The sequence below is a fragment of the Scytonema sp. HK-05 genome (assembly GCF_963872035.1).
Classification (GTDB): Bacteria; Cyanobacteriota; Cyanobacteriia; order Cyanobacteriales; family Nostocaceae; genus Kalymmatonema.
The window spans coordinates 1-6,331 of sequence record NZ_CAWMYC010000065.1 but is presented as its reverse complement, the minus strand read 5'-3'; the positions used below and the strand labels follow the sequence as shown (position 1 = coordinate 6,331).

Below are 6,331 nucleotides of genomic sequence, written 5' to 3'. Positions count from 1 at the left end.
TGACGTAGAGTACAGAATCCCCACCTTCAGCCGAAGGCAAGGTGGGGAGTGTCAAACTCATGCAGATTTGACCTGAGTTCAAGAACTTACCAAACACGGCAGCATTTACCGCCAGTTCCAGATCGGCGTCGTCTAAAACGACCAGCGGACTGTTACCGCCGAGTTCAAGCGAAGCCCGTTTCATGATCGGGCTAGTCATTGCCAGTTCCCCAATATGCCGACCGGCTTTTGTCGAGCCGGTAAAGGTAATCACACGCGGGATGGGGTGGCTCACGAACGCATCCCCAATCTCGCAGGCTGGACCTGCCACAACGCTAAGCACACCGGGGGGAAGTCCCGCTTCCTCAAATATCTTGGCAAAGATCAGACCACCCGTGACGGGAGTATTCGAGGGTGGTTTCAGCACGACCGCGTTGCCTAGTGCAAGGGCAGGGGCAACCGAGCGATTAGCAAGGTTGAGGGCAAAGTCCCACGGGCTGACTACAGTAAGTACACCTTTGTAGATAGACAGGCTGCCCTGAGCAGTTCAATACTTATGAGTACCTATTTAAACAGGATGGTGCCTTCAGTTGGTGCGAGTTGGTGACAACTAACACAACAGCAGCGAAAGAATTCTACGCCCGATTATTTGGCTGAGCAATCGACGATCAACCTATCTCAGGAGCAATTTACACTTTTCTCAAGGTAGGCTAAATCAGGTATTGAGCATTTCATCTAAACAACCAAGCGTCCAGATATGGTTCACTCTCCTTCGCCTTGTGCTTCAGAAACCTTCAAAGTTTTATCGATAGACGGAGGGGGAATTAAAGGGCTGTATTCAGCCAGAATCCTAGAACATTTCGAGGATAGATTTAACTGTCACATTGCTGATTATTTTGATTTAATTTGTGGCACTTCAACGGGAGGCTTAATTGCTCTGGGGTTGTCCCTAAATATCCCTGTTGGACTGATCAGCAACCTGTACTATAGGCGAGGCAAGCAAATTTTTCCAAAGCAGAATAGTTTTCTAACTTCGCTTAAACAGGTTTTCCTGCGAAGCAAGTATGATAACAGCGAATTGAGGAGAGCATTGGAAGAAATGTTTGGAGGGCGAACTCTTGCAGACTCCCGCTGTTTGTTGTGTATCCCTGCGTTTTCTTTAACTGATGGGAGACCCTTTATTTTTAAGTACGACCATAATGAAGGCAATCTATGTAGGGATGGCAAAACGAAATATGTTGACATCGCTCTTGCAACAAGTGCAGCACCTGCGTACCTGCCGATCGTTACCATCGATACTTATGATCACAAACAGTTTATCGATGGAGGGGTTTATGCTAACAATCCAACTCTAGTTGGGGTAGTAGAGGCGCTCCGGTACTTTGTTGGTAGCGGCAAAAGATTTCAGAAGCTAAGCGTAATGTCTATTGGTTCTCTGGAACCGAATCCTGGTAGGCGATTTGTTACTAAACATCATCGTTCGGTTATCGACTGGAACAAGGATTTGATCGCTACCTTTTTTGAGGGACAGGCATATGTTACGGGTTACTTTGTCGAAACTCTAGCGCAGTACTGCGACTCCCAATTTGACTATATACGGATTCCTGGTACTCCTTTATCTCCAGAACAGGCACGAATTATTAATCTGGATAACACTTCGAGTGAGGCACTGCAATTGATGTCTCAGATGGGGAAAGATCAGGCACTTCTATGGGGCAGAAAACCAGAAGTCGCTGAATTTTTCAAAGAGCGTAAACAATACATCATCAGGTGATAACGTGGGGAACTGTCATAAATTATTTCTGGATTTCAACACCGTTATTGCCTTAAAGTCTAGCCGCAAAAATTCATTGCGTAAATCTCGTAATGCTGTTCGTGACAAAATCAGAGAGTACTTTCGAGACAAGCATAATGGCTTTTTTCCAAAGTTTCACGGGCAGGGTTCATTTATGATGAATACTATTATCGAACCGCTCGATGGAGAGTTTGACATTGATGATGGTATCTATTTCAAAGTAGAAGCAGAACCACTTCAGAGCATCAGCACCTTTCACAGATGGATTTGTGAAGCTGTAGATGGGCATACAAAACAAAATCCTATTGACAAGCAAACCTGCGTCAGACTTGTCTACGCTAGACAATATCACATTGATCTTCCCATTTACTACATCATTGAAGGTCAAACTCCATATCTAGCTCATAAGGGTAAAGGATGGATCAAAAGCGACCCTAGAGAATTCATAAAATGGTTTAATAGCAAAGCTGACAATAACGGTCAACTAAAACGAATTGTGCGTTATCTAAAAGCCTGGAGTGATTACAGAAAAGGTGATTTACCAAGTGGATTAATTTTCTCAATTTTAGCGGCTAATAATATAATCTTTGACGAACGAGATGACGTAGCCCTTTACCGAACTCTACTAAAAATTAAGAGCAGCTTGGAACTGAATTTTGTATGCTACCGCCCGACAACTCCTGCCGATGAAAACCTGTTAGAGGATTACAGCAAAACTAACAAGGATTACTTTTTAGGGCAGCTTGGTAGTTTCATTCAATCCGCTGAGAAAGCCTTGGGTGAGAAGACAAGCCAGAAGGATGCTTGTAAAGCTTGGCAGCGTCACTTTGGCGAAGACCGATTTCCCATTGAGTCTGAAGAATTCATTGAGCATGATTTTCAGGTCGATATTCAATATGAGTTGAAAATAGATTGCCTAGTTTCACAAAAAGGCTTTAGAGCCCATTCATTAAGGCAAATGATTTTAAGTAGATTACCTTTGCTTCGGAATAAAAACTTGGAATTTCATATTGTTGACTGTAATGTGCCAAAGCCATTTCAAGTTAAATGGAAGGTTCGTAATGTTGGAGAGGAAGCAAAAAGAAGAAATCAAATTCGAGGACAAATTCTAAATGATAGTGGAAATTATCGAAGAATCGAATCAAGCGATTTCCACGGACCACATTTTGTAGAATGTTACATTATCAAAGATAATCTTTGTGTGGCACGCTCTAAAATTGATGTACCGATTAAACTTCCAGAGTAGTACGATCACAACTTCAGGGCATAGTACAAACACTCAATTGGCGTTACCGTATTTGACCGTAAAAGAATACCGTTTGCCATGCTTTTCATGCCAAGAGACACACTAGAGCTGGCTGTAGGCAATTTAGGCAGTGTGAGGTACATGGTTGAGTTGATGCGTTACGCGATCGCTCGTGAAGGCGAGATCCCCGACTTTTAAGAGAAGTCGGGGATCTGAACCGCTGGCATCTCACACCTCAAATAGGATTGCTTGTAACTCATTTCTAAGGCGTGTTCATCGAGTTGGATCGTCACTGACTTTGACAATCAGTTTGCCAAAGTTTTTCCCTTGGAGTAAACCGATCAAGGCGTGCGCGGCGTTTTTCAGACCCTCTACAACGTCTTCTTTATACTTGAGCTTACCTTCGTGCAACCACTGAGAAACATCATTTACGAACTCTGCCTGACGCTGTTGGTAATCACCAACCAGAAAACCTTTGATTAAAGCGCGTTTAACCAACAGTGGCATCAAATTAGGACCAGGAGGAGAATTTTCTGCGTTGTACTGCGAGATTAAACCAACCAGTGGTATTCTTGCCCCCAGATTAATCTGCTGCAACACAGCTTCTAAAATTGGACCTGCCGTATTGTCAAAGTAAACATCGATTCCGTTAGGACAAGCAGCTTTCAGTGCTGAACTTAGGTCTTGAGTTTTGCGGTTAATGCAGGCATCAAACCCTAATTCTTTCACGACGTAATCGCATTTCGCCTCACTACCAGCCACCCCCACTGCCCGACAGCCTTTGAGTTTGGCAATTTGACCGGCTACAGAACCGACTGCGCCAGAGGCAGCAGAAACGACAACCGTTTCGCCCGCTTGGGGTTGCCCAATATCAAGCAGCGCAAAATATGCCGTCATTCCGGGCATCCCGGTTATGCCCAACGCATAGGAGATGGGCGCTTGATTGGGGTCAAGCTTACGCAACGTTTCGCCTTTCGATACGCCATAGGCTTGCCAGCCGTCATAAGTAAGCACAAAGTCTCCAGCTGAGAATTGGGGATGGTTCGATTTCACCACTTGGCTGACTGTGCCACCAACCATCACAGACCCCAATTCTACCGGAGTAGCATAAGATTCGCGATCGCTCATGCGACCACGCATATAGGGGTCGAGGGACAGATAGATCGTGCGGTTGAGAACTTCCCCTTCCCCTGGTTCTGTGATTGGGGTTTCCACCAGGGCGAAATCACTTTCTTTTGGTTCCCCAACTGGGCGGCTTTTGAGTAAGATTTGTTGGTTAATTGAATTAGGCATTGATGATTCCTATTTTCTGCCAATGCGTTGAGTTGGTCGTGCCGCAAATGACTCTGTATATGCAGTTCCTAGAACTAGGATAATCAAGGTGATGATTTGAATCAATGTTATTTGGATTACATCAAAATATTAGCGCGGTTTTCTGTAAGGTGGGCATTGCTCCCCAATATCTCAAATGTCCATCACATAAGCTTTTATAGGCAATGCCCACCCTACGATTTGTGGTCTAATCATGTGAAAAGCGCTGTAATGGAAGAAAACCTTCAAAATGATAACTATTAAGGTTTTGTGTGACTATGACTACACCAGATAGCCCCTAGAAGGCTCTACACAGCATTTTAGGGGCTATTGATTTATGATTGGTCACACATTCGGTTTACAAATCCAGTCCATTAAGATCGCCGAAAATCCGCCACAATAGAAGTTGCCCAACGATTGAGGCACTGGATATGGAAGAATTACTAGAGTTAAAAGATTTGTTGCTCAAAGGTGATGTACCAGGAGCGTTGGTCATCGTTGAAGAATTAGAAGAGATGAGCCGTAAGGATATAATCAAGACGATTCGTAGTTATGCCGTGATTCTGCTGTTGCATCTGATTAAACAGCAAGCAGAAAATCGCACGACTCGCTCTTGGGATGTTTCTATTCGCAATTCAGTTCGGGAAATTCAAAGGGAAAATAAGCGTCGCAAAGCAGGGGGCTATTATTTAACTGCTGAAGAATTGCTGGAAACCTTACAAGAAGCTTACTTAAATGCCATTGATGAGGCTTCCTTAGAAGTAGAAGAAGGGCGTTATCAACCAGAAGAATTAGAACAACTGGTTAACCGAGAAGAAATTATAAATCGTGCAATAGCTTTGATTTCAGCAAAAGAGTAAAAATAATTGGCTAAACAACGACTCGACACTTTATTAGTAGAACTCAATTTATGCTCTTCCCGTGCCTTAGCACAGAGGTTAATTCAGGCGGGGGAAGTGACTGTTAATGACCAGGTGATTGATAAGCCGGGGACTGAGGTTGATGTTGCGGCGCAAATTCAAATTAAAGAGCGATCGCGCTTTGTTTCCAGAGGCGGCGAAAAGTTAGCAAAAGCATTGGAAGTGTTTGCTATTCCTGTGGAAGGGCGTATTTGTTTGGATGGGGGTATTTCTACAGGTGGCTTTACTGATTGTCTGCTGCAAGCTGGGGCAAAGCTAGTTTACGGCGTTGATGTTGGTTATGGACAAGTTGACTGGGGCTTGCGAAATGATTCTCGGGTGATTTTGAAGGAACGCACGAATTTACGGTATTTGAAGCCAGAAGAGTTGTATGGTGTACCTCCCCAAACCCCCCCTTCTGAAGGAGGGGTCTACGCTGATTTGGCGGTGGTTGATGTGTCGTTTATTTCATTAACCAAGATTTTGCCTGCTTTATGGCAGCTGCTGCAATCTCCCCGTGAAGCTGTGTTGTTGGTGAAACCCCAGTTTGAAGTGGGGAAAAACCGTGTGGGTAAAAAAGGTGTTGTGCGTGACCCTAAAGACCAAGCAGATGCTATTTTTCAGGTGTTGCAAGCTGCTGGTGAATTGGGATGGAAGTACAAGGGTTTAACTTGGTCGCCTGTCACTGGTCCTGCTGGGAATATAGAGTATCTCTTATGGCTGGGAATAGAGAGTGCAACTCCACCCCCAGGTTTAGAACTCATCAAACAAATGACTCAATCATCTGCCGCGCACTTTTTAGTTTCGCGCAAAGACGAGCCAGGGCTGTAGGAGGTGAGACCAGCGCTGCAGGAGGGTCTCCCGCTCTCACGGCGACTGGCGTAAGCGCAAAGCGCAGGCTCCGCCAACGCGTAGCGTGACCGAAGGTCTTACCCGATAGCCGTAAGGCGTGGCGTCAGCCATAGGGCGTGCCACACGCTACCGCAAAGGCACTCTCAGTTTCTCCCACCGAAAATCCACCAAAATGGTGCAATATGAGGATTGGTTTGATACTCCCCACGGCTAAAAGCCGGGGGATTCTTGAAGAGTCCACAAACGAAC

The 6,331-nt window shown here is 45.0% G+C and carries 6 protein-coding genes; 4 read left to right on the top strand and 2 right to left on the bottom strand.

Annotated elements, in window-relative coordinates; translation table 11 throughout:
* A partial coding sequence (locus AACT52_RS09625; protein WP_233154266.1) for an aldehyde dehydrogenase family protein occupies positions 1-505 on the bottom strand: 505 nt, incomplete at its 3' end.
* 231 nt (positions 506-736) lie between these two features.
* Here AACT52_RS09625 and AACT52_RS09620 point away from each other — a divergent pair.
* Positions 737-1,753 carry a CBASS cGAMP-activated phospholipase gene (locus AACT52_RS09620; protein WP_073636600.1) on the top strand — a complete coding sequence of 339 codons (1,017 nt, stop codon included), beginning with the start codon at positions 737-739 and terminating at the stop codon, positions 1,751-1,753.
* 4 nt (positions 1,754-1,757) lie between these two features.
* A complete protein-coding gene (locus AACT52_RS09615) occupies positions 1,758-3,020 on the top strand; it encodes a nucleotide-binding domain-containing protein (protein ID WP_158055043.1) in 1,263 nt (420 codons plus the stop codon).
* 273 nt (positions 3,021-3,293) lie between these two features.
* On the opposite strand, the gene AACT52_RS09610 is transcribed toward AACT52_RS09615, so the two are convergent.
* Positions 3,294-4,313 carry an NADP-dependent oxidoreductase gene (locus AACT52_RS09610; protein ID WP_073636599.1) on the bottom strand — a complete coding sequence of 340 codons (1,020 nt, stop codon included), beginning with the start codon at positions 4,311-4,313 and terminating at the stop codon, positions 3,294-3,296.
* A gap of 449 nt (positions 4,314-4,762) precedes the next feature.
* Here AACT52_RS09610 and AACT52_RS09605 point away from each other — a divergent pair, with 449 nt between their 5' ends.
* Together AACT52_RS09605 and AACT52_RS09600 are read left to right on the top strand one after the other, a co-directional pair.
* Positions 4,763-5,191, top strand: coding sequence for a DUF29 family protein (locus AACT52_RS09605; RefSeq protein WP_073636598.1), 429 nt, complete (start codon positions 4,763-4,765; stop codon positions 5,189-5,191).
* A gap of 6 nt (positions 5,192-5,197) precedes the next feature.
* Positions 5,198-6,061 (top strand): TlyA family RNA methyltransferase, encoded by an 864-nt coding sequence (locus tag AACT52_RS09600; protein WP_073636597.1) that lies wholly within the window; start codon positions 5,198-5,200, stop codon positions 6,059-6,061.
* Positions 6,062-6,331 lie beyond the last annotated feature (270 nt).

What these genes read in the sequence shown, in the direction of transcription:
- AACT52_RS09620 (WP_073636600.1), top strand. Translation starts at nt 737, where the DNA reads ATGGTTCACTCTCCTTCGCCTTGTGCTTCAGAAACCTTCAAAGTTTTA.
- AACT52_RS09610 (WP_073636599.1), bottom strand. Translation starts at nt 4,313, where the DNA reads ATGCCTAATTCAATTAACCAACAAATCTTACTCAAAAGCCGCCCAGTT.
- AACT52_RS09605 (WP_073636598.1), top strand. Translation starts at nt 4,763, where the DNA reads ATGGAAGAATTACTAGAGTTAAAAGATTTGTTGCTCAAAGGTGATGTA.